Origin of the sequence: Roseateles oligotrophus, from assembly GCF_025717515.1 — a bacterium.
In the GTDB taxonomy this organism is placed as follows: Bacteria; Pseudomonadota; Gammaproteobacteria; order Burkholderiales; family Burkholderiaceae_C; genus Paucibacter_A; species Paucibacter_A oligotrophus.
This window is the reverse complement of record NZ_JAJIRN010000003.1, coordinates 505917-520207: the sequence shown is the minus strand read 5'-3', so window position 1 is coordinate 520207 and position 14291 is coordinate 505917. Positions and strand designations below refer to the sequence as shown.

General features: G+C 63.6%; 12 protein-coding genes. 8 read left to right on the top strand and 4 right to left on the bottom strand.

Going from position 1 to position 14291, the window contains the following annotated elements; translation table 11 throughout:
- Positions 1–10: 10 nt before the first annotated feature.
- Positions 11–1261, bottom strand: coding sequence for an MFS transporter (locus LNV07_RS08495; protein WP_263570749.1), 1251 nt, complete (start codon positions 1259–1261; stop codon positions 11–13).
- A 523-nt stretch (positions 1262–1784) separates the two neighbouring features.
- Here LNV07_RS08495 and LNV07_RS08490 point away from each other — a divergent pair.
- Entirely contained in the window at positions 1785–1994 is a 210-nt protein-coding gene (locus LNV07_RS08490) for a hypothetical protein (protein WP_263570748.1), read from the top strand.
- A 142-nt stretch (positions 1995–2136) separates the two neighbouring features.
- Here LNV07_RS08490 and LNV07_RS08485 read toward each other — a convergent pair whose 3' ends face one another.
- Entirely contained in the window at positions 2137–3045 is a 909-nt protein-coding gene (locus LNV07_RS08485; protein ID WP_263570747.1) for a LysR family transcriptional regulator, read from the bottom strand.
- A 188-nt stretch (positions 3046–3233) separates the two neighbouring features.
- On the opposite strand from LNV07_RS08485, the gene LNV07_RS08480 reads away from it, so the two are divergent.
- Together LNV07_RS08480 and truD are read left to right on the top strand one after the other, a co-directional pair.
- Entirely contained in the window at positions 3234–3614 is a 381-nt protein-coding gene (locus LNV07_RS08480; protein ID WP_263570746.1) for a DUF4148 domain-containing protein, read from the top strand.
- Positions 3615–3895: 281 nt separating this feature from the next.
- The gene (truD, locus tag LNV07_RS08475) at positions 3896–4918 is read left to right on the top strand and encodes a tRNA pseudouridine(13) synthase TruD (protein WP_263570745.1); all 1023 of its coding nucleotides are present in this window, start codon (positions 3896–3898) and stop codon (positions 4916–4918) included.
- Positions 4919–5133: 215 nt separating this feature from the next.
- Here the strand turns inward: truD and LNV07_RS08470 are convergent, their stop codons facing one another.
- Positions 5134–5958, bottom strand: a complete 825-nt coding sequence (locus LNV07_RS08470) for a GDSL-type esterase/lipase family protein (protein ID WP_263570744.1) — start codon at positions 5956–5958, stop codon at positions 5134–5136.
- 527 nt (positions 5959–6485) lie between these two features.
- Between LNV07_RS08470 and LNV07_RS08465 the strand changes: the two genes are divergently transcribed.
- On the top strand, positions 6486–7235 hold the full coding sequence (locus tag LNV07_RS08465) for a tRNA-uridine aminocarboxypropyltransferase (RefSeq protein WP_263570743.1): 750 nt from the start codon (positions 6486–6488) through the stop codon (positions 7233–7235).
- Positions 7236–7407: 172 nt separating this feature from the next.
- On the top strand, positions 7408–10095 hold the full coding sequence (locus LNV07_RS08460) for a helix-turn-helix transcriptional regulator (RefSeq protein WP_263570742.1): 2688 nt from the start codon (positions 7408–7410) through the stop codon (positions 10093–10095).
- Here LNV07_RS08460 and LNV07_RS08455 read toward each other — a convergent pair.
- The gene (locus tag LNV07_RS08455) at positions 10088–11389 is read right to left on the bottom strand and encodes a leucine-rich repeat-containing protein kinase family protein (RefSeq protein WP_263570741.1); all 1302 of its coding nucleotides are present in this window, start codon (positions 11387–11389) and stop codon (positions 10088–10090) included. The genes LNV07_RS08460 and LNV07_RS08455 overlap by 8 nt on opposite strands.
- A gap of 228 nt (positions 11390–11617) precedes the next feature.
- Between LNV07_RS08455 and LNV07_RS08450 the strand changes: the two genes are divergently transcribed.
- The 3 genes from LNV07_RS08450 to LNV07_RS08440 all read left to right on the top strand — a co-directional run bounded on the left by LNV07_RS08450 (position 11618) and on the right by LNV07_RS08440 (position 14262).
- The gene (locus tag LNV07_RS08450; RefSeq protein WP_263570740.1) at positions 11618–12691 is read left to right on the top strand and encodes an AraC family transcriptional regulator; all 1074 of its coding nucleotides are present in this window, start codon (positions 11618–11620) and stop codon (positions 12689–12691) included.
- 299 nt (positions 12692–12990) lie between these two features.
- On the top strand, positions 12991–13626 hold the full coding sequence (locus LNV07_RS08445) for a DUF6160 family protein (RefSeq protein ID WP_263570739.1): 636 nt from the start codon (positions 12991–12993) through the stop codon (positions 13624–13626).
- A 99-nt stretch (positions 13627–13725) separates the two neighbouring features.
- Positions 13726–14262: a DUF6160 family protein gene (locus tag LNV07_RS08440; protein WP_263570738.1), complete on the top strand. Its 537-nt coding sequence runs from the start codon at positions 13726–13728 to the stop codon at positions 14260–14262.
- The last annotated feature ends 29 nt before the right edge of the window (positions 14263–14291 follow it).

The window sequence follows — 14291 nt, the reverse complement described above, 5'->3', positions numbered from 1 at the left end:
ACCATATCCCTCAGGCGGCCTGCAGGCTGCGGCGCCGATCACTGCGCCGGCTCCAGCCCAGCAGAGCGAGGAAGAGCAGCATGGCCGGCACGGTCATGGCTATCTCGGTCAGCAAGGTGGCCTGGCTGCCGTACTTGCTGAAGATGTAGCCGTACACCGCAGTCGACCAGCCGATCGGCGTGTTGGACAGCGAGGCCATCAGGTTGTACTTGGTGGCAGCGGCGCCCTTGCCGATGGCCTCCAGCGTGACGGCCGAGAAGGCGGCGTAGCACAGGCCGTTGGCGAAGGCGTAGAGGCTGGTCCAGACGATGAACTGGGTCTCGGTCTGTGGTGCCAGCGCCATCGCCACACTGATGCCGGCGGTGCCCAGGCCCAGCAGGCAATAGGCCAGCTGGCGGTTCATGCGGTCGCACAGATAGCCGCCGAGCAGGCAGCCGGCAGCCGAAAGCAGGCCGCTCATGGTGCCGGTGACCAGGGCCACGGTATCGGCGCTGGCGCCCCATTTATCGGCGAAGATTGAATACATATTGCTCATCGCGCCGGTGCCCATCGGCAGAAACACCACCAGCATGGCCAAGGCGCCACGGCGCGAACGCACCACGCTCCAGAGGTCGCGCCCGGTCTCGCGCAGGCGCTCCCGCACGCTGCCGACGATGGCCTGCGAGAGATCCTCGCGCAACCAGAAGATGGGCAGGCAGCACAAGGTGCAGACCAAGGCCAGCACGGCCGTACCGGCGGGTACGCTCAGGCCGCCGGAATGGATCAGCCACAAGGCCAGGCCACCACCCAGGCCGTTGCCGCCCAGATTGCCGGCCTGGAACCAGCCGGCCACGCGGCCCTTGGCATGCTCGGGCGTTTGGTGGGCCATCAGACAGTCCACCGCCATGCCTACCACGGTGGAGGCGGCGCTGAGGGTCACCACCAGCGCGATGATGCGCGGCATGGCCTCGCTGCTCAACGGTTGCAGGCCCAGCGCCAGCATGCTGAGCAAGAGGCAGACCATGCCGATTGCAAACCAGCGCTTGCGCGTCAGCGTCAGGTCGATCACCGGCGCCCACAGGAACTTCCAGGTCTGGGGGATGTAGTGCAAGGCGAGCATGGTGGCAATCAGTTCGGCGCTGACATGGGCCTGCACCAGCAGATAGGCCACGCACACCCCGGTAAAGCCACTGCTCGCCCCGAAGGGCGCGATCAGGAACATGAAATAAGCCGGATGCGGAACTTTCTGCTCGGTGGGCAGCAGATGTACGGATGTGTTCATGGGTGTGGGCGTCCGCTTGGCGCAAACAGCAGGGAGGCGAAACCGGCGACCATATCACCCTCCAAATTCACTCAGTCAGCGTGAATACCCGCAATGGGCACTGATCTGCCTTGCAGTCAGCCCTCCCCCGAAATGCCCTGGTATGCACCAGGCCGAGAGTTCGAACAAGCGGCGCATCGCTGACGTTCAGTTCGCCGACCGTTTTGACCAACGGCGGCCTGCAGGCCATGGTTCCTGTCACTCAGATGCGCAGAGTAAACCGAAGAAGGGCGCCCGAAACGGCGCCAACTTTGAGACAACAGGAGCGTCAAAATCTGGGGCGCACTTGAGATTCAAGACCCCAGTCTTTCGAACAACCGTAGGGGCAGCCGCATGCAGCATCAGCAGAGCCCCGCCCAGCAGTTGTGGTGGCCGCTTGCCTCTCTCGGTGAGACGGTCATCCTCCATTTATGCATGGCCTCGTCCCCAGCGGTTTTTGGCTCAAGAAAGCGCAGAAAATAGTGCATTGAACAATGAGGTCTCTGTGAATCAATTCGCTGCCCATGCCGAACTCATTGCCACATTCCGCAGGGCGGAGGCAGAAGCGGCCCATAAGTTCGCATTAATCAAATCGTTGTCCCAAAAAGGCCCCAAGGCCATTCAGGCGGCCGTAGAAACAGCGGAAAAAGCTGCGAAGCGCAGGGATTCGTATGCCAAGAAGCTGAATGAACTTGGGGTAGATCTCAAAGATTAAGAGCCATCAGCGAGCGCATGGACAAGATCGCGGCGGCCGGTTTAGCGCACACAAGAATTCATCCGTGCCCTGACACATGGTTTGCTGTCAAACACCCCAGGTCGGAGCGCTCAGCGATGTGCGCCCCGACCTCGATCCTCGGCTACATGACCCCAGCTACACGGCTGCGTTGCACCAGATAGTCCAGAAACACGCGCGTACGTTGCGGCAGGAACTTGCGGCTGGGCATGGCCGCATAAACCGTCATTTGGCCGGACACCCAGCCCTTGAGCACATGCACCAGCTCGCCGCGCATCAGGTGCGGCGCCACCAGGGCCAGCGCGACCGAGATGATGCCTGCGCCGTCCAGTGCGGCGCGCAGCAAGGTGTCGCTATGGTTGACCCACAGCATGGGCTGCACGGCCACCTCCACGGCCGTGCTTTCATCGCCCTGCCGCCACAGGCGCCAGGTGCGTGAACGCTCTTCGGCAAAGCGCAGTCGCATGCTCTCGTGCGCCATCAGTTCCTGCGGCACCAGGGGGCTGCCCCTTTGCTGCAAGTACGCCGGCGAGGCTACGAAGATGGCCTCCGACTCCATCACCTTGCGTGCAATCACATGGGCATCAAACGGCACGTGGGTGGCCAGCAAGGTGATGTCGTAGTCCTCGACGGGTGGGTTGGGGCTGCCGTCCACCAGCAGATCCACGGCGATCTTGGGGTAGAGCTGCCGAAAGCCCGGCATCAGGGGTGCCACGATATGACTGGCCAGAGTCGGTGCTGCGTGCACGCGCAACACGCCCTCCAGTTGCTGCGTTTGCAGGCTCGCCGCGGTGTCGGCCTCGTCGATGTCTTGCAAGATGTGGCGGACGCGACTCAAGTAGACCTGACCGGCTTCGGTCAACGCAAGGCGCCGAGTGCTGCGCTGCAGCAGCCTTGTTCCCAGGTGGGTCTCCAGATCGGCCACCAGCCTTGTGACCACGGATGCCGACAGATCCAGCAGTCGCGCTGCGGCCGCAAAACCACCTTCGTCAACCACACGCTGAAACACCCGCATCGACAGCAACCGATCCATGACGCGCCTTTTTCTTGTGTCATCGCAAGGTCTGATTGTTGCAGTTTCAGCAACGATGCATGTCTGCGCAGGCTATTTTTCTTCGTTGGTGGAAATTTTAAAGTTCAGTCCATCGAAGCGGCGCAGAACACAGACGTTGTCGAGTGCCTAGCAGCTTCATCTACCACCTGTTGAAGAAGGATCCCATCATGAACCGCAGTTTCCTCAGCGCCATCGCACTTGCCCTAGCCTCCCTCACCACTGGCGCCGTGTTTGCGGCTGACGACTTGGCCGAGAACAACAGCCCCCGTACCCGCGAGCAAGTGCGCGCCGAACTGGCCGAAGCCATCCGCACCGGCGACATCGTCGGCAACGGCTTGACCGGTCAGAAGCTCAACGAGCTGTACCCCAACCGCTACCCGAAGCAGCCTATCGCTCAAGCCAAGACACGCGAGCAGGTGCGGGCCGAACTTGACGACGCGATCCGCAGCGGCGACGTGGTCGGCAACGGCGTGTCGGGTCAGAAGCTCAAGGAACAGTTCCCTGACCGATATTCGAACCAAGCTATCGCGCAAGGCAAGGCGCGTTAAGACGAGCCAGGTGCAGAGCAGCGCAAGACCGAGCGCAATATCGACTGCAAATCAAGTCATCAAGCAAGGAAGAGCAGACGGACTTGGTGTCCTTGACCAGTTCGTCGGCCCGCCCCATACATCCGCCACTCGGCGGTTGCCTGGCGCGCAACTGTTCCCATTGAAGCCACATCTGTTGACGCTCGTCAAGGCATGCGGGTAGGGAGAGAATCACGGTCTGGACTGCCCCTGGCCGACTAGACCGCCAGTCCCTCTCTACACTTGCTGCCATCAGACCATTCATGACCGACGCTCAATACAAGACCTTGCCGCAGTGGCCCAACGTCTATCCCGCCAGCGGAGCCAGCGCCACCCTGAAAGTCCTCAACGAGGATTTCAGCGTGACCGAACTGCCGCTGCAGCCACCCTCCGGTGCGGGCGAACATATCTGGCTGGACATCGAAAAGAACGGCGCCAACACCGCCTTCGTCGCCCAGCAACTGGCCGCGGCAGCCGGCGTGCAGGAATGGGATGTAGGCTATGCCGGCCTCAAGGACCGCTACGCCATCACCCGCCAGTGGTTCAGCATCTATTTACCCAAAGGCGAGACGCCCGACCTGACCCAGCTTCAGCACCCGGAATTCAAGGTACTGAGTCAGACTCGCCACGTGAAAAAGCTGCGCCCCGGTGATCTGCAGGGCAACCGATTCCGCATCGTGCTACGCGGCGTGACCGGCGACCCCGATGCCATCGCCGCCATTGAGGCCAACCTGAAGGCCGTGGCGTCACAGGGCGCGCCCAACTACTTCGGCGCCCAGCGTTTCGGCCATGACGGCGGCAACGTGGAACAGGGCCGGGCCATGCTGGCGCGCGAAATCCGCGTGCGCCACCCGAAGAAGAAGGGCATCTACCTGTCGGCGGTGCGCTCCTTCGTCTTCAATGAAGTGCTGGCGCTGCGAATTCAGCAGGGCCTCTGGGGCAAGACCCTGCCCGGTGACGTGATGGACGAGGCGGGCCGGCCCACCGGGCCGCTCTGGGGACGGGGCCGCGTGATCACCACCGAGCAAGCGCAGGCCCTGGAAATGGGTGTGGCCGAACGTCACGCGATCTTGTGCGACGGCATGGAACACGCCGGTCTGGATCAGGCGCGCCGTTCCCTGGTGGCGAGCCCGGTGGACATGTCATGGGAATGGCCGCAAGCCGATCAACTGGTGCTCAGCTTCTCTTTGCCCGCCGGGAATTACGCCACTTCCGTTCTGAACGAAATCCTCCGCACCACGGAGCCTGACCGGCACACAGAGAACGAGTCTGCGGCTGTCGAATGACGCGCTCCTCCCCTCGAGTTAAAAGGTGCAGGCATTCACGCCGCGTTGACGTTCAGACCGACGGTCCGGCGCCTGGATGGCTGTTTCGCCCTCGACAGCGGTCATCGCAGCCACCGCGTCGTCCAGTGAGCCGCTGACAGCTCTGTTTTCCGGAGCGTGAACCTGGCGCCAGGCACGGTGTCGGCCGGCAAACGAACCGGATTCTCCTTCGCCGGTTAGCGCGCGGAAGCGCGGACAGACGCCAGGACCGGCAGCAGCCTGTCGCGCCAAATACGGTAGCCGGCTTCGCTCGGGTGCAGACCATCAACAAAGAGCTGCGCGTCCTGCTTTCCTTGGGCGTCGACGAAGGCCGGATACAGATCGAGCCAGGTGGTGAAGCCCGCAAACTCCGGGCTCTTCGCCAGCGCTGCCAGCCGCGCGTTCACGGGCCTCACGACCGTATCGTCCCTGGCGGGCTCCGACGTGGGCAGGATCGATTGCAGCAAGAGCTTCGTGCCAGGCTTGCGCGCGTGCAGCGACCGCATCACCGCCAGCACGCCGTCGAACACGCTGTCGGCGACCGGCGACTCGGGCGCATAGGAGTTGTTGATGCCCACCATCAGCACGAAGAACTCGGGCGCCAACTCGGCGGCGTCCAGTTGGCCAAGCCCACCCTGCGCCTTTGGCAAGATTCGGAACAGCAGGTGCTCGGAGCGGTCGCCCGAGATACCGATATTCAGCGCAAGGTTTTGCGGTCGCGCGCCGCCGAAGGATTCATCCCAGATGCGGCGACCGTGCATACGCCCCGGAATCCACGGGTCGTCGCCGAGGAGCCAGAAATCGGTGATGGAGTCACCTACAAACACGAGCTTCACGGCGCGCAGGCTCGCGGTGTCAGCGGTTTGAGCCGCGATGGCGGCCTGGCGCTGCTGCCAATACTCGACACGGGCCGTAGGCTTTGTCGAGGCGAAGTCGCGCGCGATGGCTGCGCCAGGCAGCGCCTGGCTCGCGAGTACGGCGACCGCCACAGCGAGAACGCTGCGAATCAAGGTTATGTTCATTGCCTGCCTCCATCAATAAAGCCGAGTTGCTTCGCACCACTGCACTCCAGGCTCGGCGCAAAAGCGTGCAAGAGACGGCGCGAAAAAATATTCCACATCGCCTCATTGACCGTGCCGAGCGGGCAAGTTGAGCAGCGCCCAGCTCGGTCAAACAGGGCCTGCGAGCCGGCGTCAGGAGCACCTCTCCTTGGATTCCCATGGGCGAGCTGTCTTCCCCTCGTTGCACAGGCTTCATGCCGATGATCATAGTTTCGCGGCGGCGCGCGAGCCGAAAGGCAGCGTCGCACTAGATCGCGGTTTGCTCCGCCGTCATGCTCGGTTCAACTCAAGCGGCGTATTCGCTTGAGGCTCCAGAGCGAACCCGCTGCCATGAAGCCTGCTCAAGCAAGCGGCGAGCAGCCGGCCAAGGTCGCATGGCCGCTTCGCTGGCTATCATTGGCGGAGGGTGATTGCAAAAAAGGAGCCCATAAGGATGCGACACTGCCGGCGCATCCGCTTGCGCAGTCGCGCGCCCCTTTAGCTTTCCCATGCCCCACGCCGTCTCCCTTTTGCGCGCCGCCCGTTTGGCCCGCAGCAGCAAACCTTTTCTCGCCCGTGGCGGCTTCAAACGCGATCGTTGCGAAGGCTGTCGCTTGGCCTTGACCCACTGCATGTGCAGCCTGCGCCCCTCGGTGCCGACGCGCGCGGGCGTCTGCCTCTTGATGGCCGATGTCGAACCGCTCAAGCCCAGCAACACCGGCTGGTTGATTGCCGATATGGTGGCCGACACCTTTGCCTTCGGCTGGGCCCGCACCGAGACCGACCCGGCGCTGCTGGAACTTTTGAAAGACCCGCAGTGGCAGGCTTACGTGGTGTTCCCGGGCGAGTTCGTCGCGCCCGAGCGGGTGGTGCGCAGCGTGCCCTTGTGGGACGCTGGTGAAACGCAGACCGCCAAGCGCCCGCTCTTCATCTTGCTGGACGGCACCTGGAGCGAGGCGCGCAAGATGTTCCGCAAAAGCCCTTATCTGGACCAACTGCCGGTGCTCAGCCTGGAGCTGGCGCAGATCTCGCAATACAAGCTGCGCCGCTCGCGCCGCGATGACCATTTCTGCACCAGCGAGGTCGCCTCGCTGTGCCTGAGCCTGGCCGGCGAAGAACTGGCCGCGCAAACGCTGGAGACTTATCTGGACGTCTTCACCCACCATTATTTGCAGGCCAAAAACCAATGGCCGATCGCCTGGGACAGCGCCGCGCATCAGCGCTTGGGCGAGCTGGCAGGGCAGCGCACCAAGGCTTGAACAGCATTGTTCGCTCAGCGCCCAATGGCCGCTGATTCCAACCGCGCGAGTACCTAGTCTCGGGACTTTCACGCAGTAACGACCAGCCCAAGTTCGGCTACGCTTGGCGCCGCCCCAGACCCACCCCTCCTTCATTCTTTCTTCAACACCGGACAATCCTCAGCCCGCTCCCATGTCCACACTCGTCGCTCCCCAACTCAGTCGCCATCTGGTCGACAACCCCAACCTCGGCGCTTGGCTGGAGGAATGCGCCGAGGTGTCCTTGGTGCTGGCGATTGCACCGGCCGGCTTCGGCAAGACGACCGCCATGCTGTGCCTGCATGAGCGCCTGCGGGCCAAGGGTTTTGCGACCGCCTGGTTGCAGCTGAGCGCCGATGACAACCATGTCGAGCGGCTTTGTGCCTTGCTGCAAACCGCCCTCCCCAGCAACAGCCATGCGGATGACCGGCGGGGAGAGCCCGCACCGAATTTGATGGACGCCCGCTACACCGGCTCGCGCCTGGGCCAGGACATGCTGGACGCCGTTGCCGCCATCCAGCAGCCGACCGCGATTTTTCTGGACGACTTTGATCATCTGCGCGAGGCCCGCGCGGTCGACCTGATGCAGCGCCTGATCGAGCGGCTGCCGCCGCATTGCAAGCTCTTCATCACCGCCCGCAACGCACCGCTGCTGCGTTTGTACAAGCTCAAGGCGCAGGGCCGGCTCTTGCAGATCGGCATGGCGGAGCTGAGTTTTGACTTCGAGCAGGCCGAGCTATTCCTGAACCAACGCCATCAATTGCAGCTCGACGCGGCCAGCGTGCGCCGACTCTTGCACGCGACCGAGGGCTGGCCGGCCGGCCTGCAACTGGCCGCGCTGGCGCTCAAGGGGCGCGGCGACAAACCCGGTTTCATCGAGAACTTCTGCGAGCAGACCGCCGACATTGGCCGTTATCTGTATGAAGAGGTGTTCTGGGATCAGTCCGAAGAGATCAAGAACTTTTTGCTGCGCACCAGCTTCGTCAAGCAATTGGGCCCCGGCATCTGCAATGCAGTCGGCCAAATCGCCAATGCGGCCACGCTCTTGCGCCAGTTGGAGGCGCAGAGCCTGTTCGTGCTGCGCATGGGCGCGGCCGGCACCGAGTTCCGCTACCACCCGCTGTTTGCCGAATTTCTACAACGCAAGCTGCGCGAAGACTATCCCGATTGGCTGGCCGATCTGCATCAGCGCGCGGCCGACTGGTTCTTGCAAGCGGGCGACCCCGATGCGGCGATCGAACATGCGTTGAGCGCCGGCAACCATGAGCAAGCCTGCGCCATCTTGGTCAACCATATCTGGCAGGCGCTGGCGCGCGGCCATATCAGCAGTTGCCGGCATTGGCTGGGGCAAATGCCCGAGCCCGACCTCAAGCGCCACCCGACCTTGCGCGTGGCGCTGTGCTGGATCCATATCTTCAGCTATCAGTACAGCCTGGCCGGGCAGCTGGCCGAGCAGCTCAAGCAAGAGCCCAGCGTGCAAAGCATGGCCGAGTACCGGATGCTGGGGCCTTTGTCCCTGGTCTTGATGGACCGGCTGGCCGAGTGCGAGCTGGCGCTCAAACAATATCAAGACCTGACCCTGAGCGGCCTGAGCGAAGCGACCTTCCGCAGCATTCATGCCTATGTCGACCTCTGTTCACACCGCTTTGATGCGGCCTTGGAGAGCTCGGACCGTGGCTTGACGCTGTTCAAACGCATTGGCAGTGTCTACGGCACCACCTTCAGTTACGGCATCAGCACCTACACCTTGCTGGCCCAGGGCCGCGCGCTGGAAGTGGTGGCAAGGCTGGAGCCGGCTCTGGCCGAGCTGAGCCGCATCAGCGGCCGCCACAGCGCCAGCAGCGCTTACGTAGGCGTTTACCTGGCCGGTGCGCTGTACGAGCTGGGCGAGTTCGAACGGGCCGAGAGCCTGGCGCGCGAATACCTGGACCTGTCGGGCGAGCTGGTGTTTCTGGACGCCATCGTGATCACGCACCGGATCTTGTCGCGCGCGCTCTGCCGGGCCGGCCAATATGCGGAAGCCGCAGCGTTGATCCATGCCGGCATCGAGCTGGGTCGCTCGCTGGGGCTGGCGCGCATCGTGGCGCCGATGCGGCTGGAGCAGCAATACCAGGTGCTGCATCAATTCGATCATGGCCACCCGATGGCGCCGGAGCGGCTGAGCCTGTTGCCCGCGGCCTGGGATTTTGCCGCCGACCGCATGACGCCGATCAATGATGTGGAGGACCAGGCCTTGGCCGGCCTGCGCCTGGGCCTGCGCGAAGGCCGCGCTGAACAGGTGCTGGAGGCTTGTTCGGTCAAACGCGTGAAGGCCAAAAACCTGGGTCGACGCCGTCGCCAACTCAAGTTAGGCCTGCTTCAAGCGCAGGCCTTGCAGCGGCTTGGCCGCGAAAGCGAAGCGCTGCGCCTGCTCAGCGAACTGCTCTTGAGCGAGGCCGAGCTGGGCCTGCGCGCCAGCTATCTGGAGGAAGGCCCGCAGCTGATCGCGATGCTGGAGGCGCTGCGCAGCGGCGCCACGCCGCGCCTGCTGGCCGTGTTGGCCCATGTGCTGGGGCCAGCTCATGAGCAGCCGCCGGCGCAGCTTGATGCCGAGCCCACGGTGCCGGCAGCCTTGCTCGCCAGCGCCGCGCCGGTCAACCGCAGCGAATGCGGGCTGTCACCGCGCGAGCTGCAGATCCTGCAATGCTTGTCGGCGGGCATGCCGAACAAGCAGATCGCCAACAGCTTGCAAATCTCCGAGCCGACGGTGAAGTTCCATCTGCGCAATGTCAACCACAAGCTGGATGCGCGCAACCGCACGCATGCGGTGTTCATCGCACGCGAGCGCGGCTGGGTCAGCTGAGCGCCGCCGCCACTTCCGCAAACAGCGGCCGCGCCCCCGGCTCAGCACTCACGCAAGCCGCTTGCAGTTGCTGCAAGGCGGGCGGTGCATCCGGGCAGCGGCTCAGCCATTCTTCCAGCAGATGCCCGAAGGCCAGCACTTCGAGCCGCTCGAACGCCTGCCGCGCGGGCACGCCTAGATGGTCGGGTAGCAGGCTGGCGGCGCCGAAGTCACCCAGATGGACCTCACCCCGGCCGTTCCACAGCAGGTTGTGGGCATAGAGGTCGCCATGCGAGATGCCTTGGCGGTGCAAGTGGCTTGCGGCATCGACGACGCCGCGCGCCATGCGCTGCAAGACCTCGGCGCCCATCTGCGTCGCGGCCGGGTAGACATCGCGGGTGCAGGAACTCAGGCTGGGCGGGCCGGCCAGCGTGCTGAACTCGCCCCCAATGCGCGGCATCACCAGGCCCTCGGCACCCTGTGGATGAGCGACCAGGCGGGCGCTGGCCGAGATCAGATGCGGATGCAGGCCGGCCGCCAGACTGGCCGCCCATTCGCTGTGCGGCCAACCATCACTGGTGACCTCGCCCTTGAAGACCTTGACGGCCAGCCCGCGTTGATCTGCCGGACCGCTAGGCCAATGCGCAGCATGGATCACGCCGGACGCGCCCTGCCCCAGCAGCTCGCCCATCTGCAGCGCCGCCCAATCAAGATCGGGCAGATTTGATTGCTCCAGCACGCGTGACTCGCGCTGCGCACCCCAGGGGTTGCCGCCGACGGCCAGCCAGGCCAGGTGAGGCAGCTCAAGCAGCCAGGGCGGAATCTGCTGGAAGCGATTGGCCGACATGCGCAGCAGGCTTAAGCGCCGGCATTGCGCCATCGAGTCCGGCAACTCGCGCAGGCGATTGCCGGCCAAGGCCAGCTTTTGCAGATGCGGCCGCTCGCCCAGCTCGGCCGGGAGTTCGGTCAATTGGTTGTCGGTCAGGATCAACCAACGCAGCTGGGCCGGCAAGGCGGCGGCGGGCAGCTTCGTCAGCTGATTGGACTTGAAGCCGACCATGCTCAAGGACGCGCAGGCGCCGACCACCACGGGCAATTCGGTGAAGCGGTTCTCCGAACAAAACAGCACCTTGAGCTTGTGCAAACGCGGCAAATCATCGGGCAGGCTGCTGAGCGCATTGCCGGACAGATTGAGCACCTCCAGGCTATCGGCTAGGGCAAAGACTTCGGGCGGCAACTCGGTCAGGCCGCAAGACAGATCGAGTCGGCTGATGCCCGCGAGTTCGCCGGAGCGTAGTTGGGCAAGGGTGTGCATGGGCAATGAGAAATAGGGGTGTCGGGCGCGAGGCGGGAAGCTGGGCATTGTCGCGCCGAAGCCGCAAGTACAAACCCGCAGAACCTGACCCTGCAAAAACGCCCACCTATCCCTTCGGTCAGCTAGCACTATCCCTTGGGATAGCCCCCTACCTAGACGGATGGACGGCGACAAGGCGGGAGCCGCCCCCTAGAGTGCGGGCTCGGTCCACTGAAGCCCCCGTCAACCATGTACAACGCCAGCCAGCTCGCCCCCTTGTTGCGGCGCCAAGATGCGACAGCAGCGGCCGCGCCACGCCCACCGGAGCACAAGCCCGCCGGCGCGGCAGGCCTCACCAACAGCTGGCACAAGGCGATGGCGCAGGCGATGGCCGGGCGCGGCCTGTGTTTGCAAAGCCTGCTCGACCAACAAGGCCTCGACCCTGCCGAGCCCGACCCGAGGGTTTTGTCGGATGCCTATAGCGGCGCCTGGGAGTTGGCCGCCGCACGCACCGGCGATGCCGCGATTGGCCTGAGCGTGCCGGCCCATCCGTTGGTGGCACTGGGCCTGCTGGCGCATCTGGTGCTGGCCGCGCATGACCTGGGCGATGCCCTGCAATACATCTTGCGCTTCTCGGCGCTGTTGTCGCCGGCGGTCTGCATGGAACTGGACCAGGAAGATGGTCAAAGCCGGCTGCGCGTGGACATACTCAAAGGGCTGAGGCCGACACCGCTGCAGCGCTATGACTTCATCGCCAACGTGCTCTTGCAGTCGCTCAACTGGGCCACCGCCCGGCGGGTGCGGCCGCTCAAGGTCTGCTACCCCTTTGCCGCGCCGCTGGAGCTTGAGCGCTGGATTGAGGTCTTCGGCTGCGAGCTCGAATTCAATGCCGAGCATTTCGCTATCGTTTTTGACAGCGCCGATCTGCGCACCGCTATCCCCACCGCCAACGCCAGCGTGGCGGCGCTGTGCGAGCGCAGCGCGAGCCAAGCAATGGTGCAACGCGGCGGCAGCATCCAGGTACGGGTGCGGCAATTGCTGACCCAGGAACTGTCCAAGGGCGACCCCAAGCGCGAGACCATCGCCGCGCAATTGCACATGAGCGAGCGCACGCTGCAGCGCCGCCTGCTGGAGGAAAGCACCAGCTTCAACAAGCTGCTGGACGAGACCCGGCGCGAGCTGGCGGCACGCTATTTGAGCCGCGGCGGCATCTCTCCGACCGAGATGAGCTTTGCGCTGGGCTTTGCCGATCCGAGTAATTTCTACAGAGCGTGCAAGCGCTGGTTCGGGCATTCGCCGAGCCGCCTGCGCAGCGCTGCCTGACCGATGCATAACTTCTCATTGAGACAGCATAGAAACCCTGACAAGGTTTCCACTCCCCACCGAACGGAGGGCATGCAAGGCCAAGAGCATGGCTCGCAAAGTCACTTGTTTTTGCCAACTAATCCGCATCATTCGTTCACGCCGCTGACAACTCGGCGCAGCCAAGGAGCCCACAAGCACCCGCGCTGCAAAGGGCGAAACCTGTGAAAGAGACCACAGGCGGCGCGTGCAAGAGCCTGTTTCGAAAAGTTCCTTTTATTCATTCAATCAATCAACTAGTCAATTCTGGAGATATTCAAATGAACGCATTCAAACTTTCCGCCGTCGCTGCCCTGCTCGCCGCTTCCCTGTCGGCTTCCGCGATGACCGCCATTGACGACGGCGCGCTGGCGCAAGTCAGCGGCCAGGACGGTGTCTCGATCGCCGGTGACCTGAACATCAATATCGGTTCGTTCAAGTACACCGACACCGACACCAACGGCGGTTCGGTCTCCTTCAACAACATCGGCATCAAGGGCATGTTCGTGATGACCCTGGACATCCTGAACAAGAGCGCCTTCGTCAGCAATGTGGCCGACTCCATCGGTGCGCACCTGGGCTACACACAAGCCGACGCCGACATCGGCAAGGCCTTGGCTGCTGGCTTGCCGGTCACACCTACCGCCGGCGGCGCAGCCGTCGCGGGCCAACTGGGCAAGCTGACTTCGGCAACCTTTGACACCTTTGGCGCAGCGACCGGCGCAGCCATCTATGACGCGGCCAGCGACGTCGTGCAGTTCGCCTTCCCCAACGCCAAGATGGACTCCAAGTTGAGCCCAAGCATCACGGTTGCCGGCATCACCCTGGGCAATAGCGTGGGCAACAAGTCCTTCGGCAGCGTGGCCATCAACAACATGGACCTGCAAGGTTCCAAGTTCTGGATCTGGGCACATTGAGCCAAGCTTGATTTGAACCCTTGAGAGCAAGTCTCGGCCCGGCGCCCTTTGCCGGGCCGAATTTTTCTCCGCAGCAAATTGACCTAACACCCCATTCACATGAACCGCTTCCATCTGCCGATGCTGCTCGCATTCGCGCTGCTCTTGCTGAGCAGTGCGGCGCGCGCCATGAGCAGCATGGACGACGCGGATCTGGCCGAGGTGCATGGCCGCGACGGCGTCACGCTGGCGGCCGACCTGGACATCAAGATCGGTTCATTCAGCTACAGCACAAGGAGCGCGGCCAACCCCGATGGCGGCAGCATCTCCTTCAACAACATCACGCTGCGCGGCATGTTCGTGATGACGGTCGACCTGCTGAACTCGGCCAGCTTCGGCACGGCGATGAGCAACTCGATGGCCGCTTACGGCGCCGACGGCGCGGCCGGCATCGGCCGCCTGCTGAGTACCGGCACTTACGACGGCCATAGCGATGTGATTCAGTTCGCGCTGCCCAATGCCGGGCTTGACCACAGACTGAGCCCGAGCCTGAGCGTGGGCTCGGTGACCATGGGCAATAGCAGCGCGGCCTTCGGCAGCTTTGCCTTCACCAATATCGATCTGCAGGGCTCGAAAATATGGATGTGGGCGCGCTGATGATGGCTCGAATAATTGCTTGCTTGAGC

What these genes read in the sequence shown, in the direction of transcription:
- LNV07_RS08470 (WP_263570744.1), bottom strand. Translation starts at nt 5,958, where the DNA reads ATGAACATAACCTTGATTCGCAGCGTTCTCGCTGTGGCGGTCGCCGTA.
- LNV07_RS08440 (WP_263570738.1), top strand. Translation starts at nt 13,726, where the DNA reads ATGAACCGCTTCCATCTGCCGATGCTGCTCGCATTCGCGCTGCTCTTG.
- LNV07_RS08450 (WP_263570740.1), top strand. Translation starts at nt 11,618, where the DNA reads ATGTACAACGCCAGCCAGCTCGCCCCCTTGTTGCGGCGCCAAGATGCG.
- truD (WP_263570745.1), top strand. Translation starts at nt 3,896, where the DNA reads ATGACCGACGCTCAATACAAGACCTTGCCGCAGTGGCCCAACGTCTAT.
- LNV07_RS08480 (WP_263570746.1), top strand. Translation starts at nt 3,234, where the DNA reads ATGAACCGCAGTTTCCTCAGCGCCATCGCACTTGCCCTAGCCTCCCTC.
- LNV07_RS08460 (WP_263570742.1), top strand. Translation starts at nt 7,408, where the DNA reads ATGTCCACACTCGTCGCTCCCCAACTCAGTCGCCATCTGGTCGACAAC.
- LNV07_RS08445 (WP_263570739.1), top strand. Translation starts at nt 12,991, where the DNA reads ATGAACGCATTCAAACTTTCCGCCGTCGCTGCCCTGCTCGCCGCTTCC.
- LNV07_RS08495 (WP_263570749.1), bottom strand. Translation starts at nt 1,261, where the DNA reads ATGAACACATCCGTACATCTGCTGCCCACCGAGCAGAAAGTTCCGCAT.
- LNV07_RS08465 (WP_263570743.1), top strand. Translation starts at nt 6,486, where the DNA reads ATGCCCCACGCCGTCTCCCTTTTGCGCGCCGCCCGTTTGGCCCGCAGC.
- LNV07_RS08485 (WP_263570747.1), bottom strand. Translation starts at nt 3,045, where the DNA reads ATGGATCGGTTGCTGTCGATGCGGGTGTTTCAGCGTGTGGTTGACGAA.
- LNV07_RS08455 (WP_263570741.1), bottom strand. Translation starts at nt 11,389, where the DNA reads ATGCACACCCTTGCCCAACTACGCTCCGGCGAACTCGCGGGCATCAGC.